The following is an 816-nucleotide window of genomic DNA, read 5'->3' as shown; positions in this document are numbered from 1 at the left end:
GGTGAAATACAACATGCCACGATTACTAAGATAAAATATGCATATTTTCTCACTTTCTGTAAATAACTAGGCTTCACAATGCCGATTTTTGTTAAGAACATAATCACGACTGGCATATCAAAAAATGCAGCAAATGGAACGACTAGATTAAAAAGAAAAGAGAAATACTTATCAACAGTGTAGTTTTGTTCAAGCATACCTTGTCCCATTATCGTTAGGAATCTAAGGATATTAGGAAAAACAAAATAATAGCCAATAACTAATCCAAAAACAAACAGAAAAAATAACGCGGGTATATAAAATCCTATCCCTTTTTGTTCAGAAGGATGTAAACCTGGTTTAACAAAAAGCCATGTTTGCCAAGTTGCAACCGGTATCGTAAAAACAGCCGCAAAAACTGCAGATATCGAAAAATAGACCCATAATACATCCCCAGGACTTAGCACGACTAGTTTATATGTTAAATCCTTTGTTAAGAATTTATAAATTGGTTCTACATAAACGAGCCCAATTATAAATAGAACAATAAAAGTAACTGCTGTAATGATAATTCTTTTACGCAGTTCCTCAAGATGATCGACTACTTCCATTTCTTTATTCATATGAATTCTCCGCTTTGTCATTTACTAGAACAATTGTATTAAATACTTTTTTATCCCACTATGATTATTTCAAACAAATACAATTAGTTCAAATTAAAATTTCTTAATAAAAATCATGATATAAAAATAGATGCTAATTACAGTAAATTGATTTTTAAACTATGAGTGAGTTAGCTAGAAAATTAACTAAACAAAAAATCACTAATAAAAAAAT

1 protein-coding gene is annotated in these 816 nt (G+C 29.5%); it reads right to left on the bottom strand.

The annotated features are described in order from the left end of the window. Positions 1–602: twin-arginine translocase subunit TatC (gene tatC / locus CN514_RS24745; protein WP_286141833.1), on the bottom strand; the 602-nt coding region annotated here is incomplete at its 3' end. Positions 603–816: the final 214 nt, after the last annotated feature.

The sequence above is a fragment of the Bacillus sp. AFS001701 genome (assembly GCF_002559405.1).
Taxonomy (GTDB): Bacteria; Bacillota; Bacilli; order Bacillales; family Bacillaceae_G; genus Gottfriedia.
The sequence above is the reverse complement of the archived record's forward strand: the minus strand, read 5'-3'. Positions and strand labels throughout refer to the sequence as shown.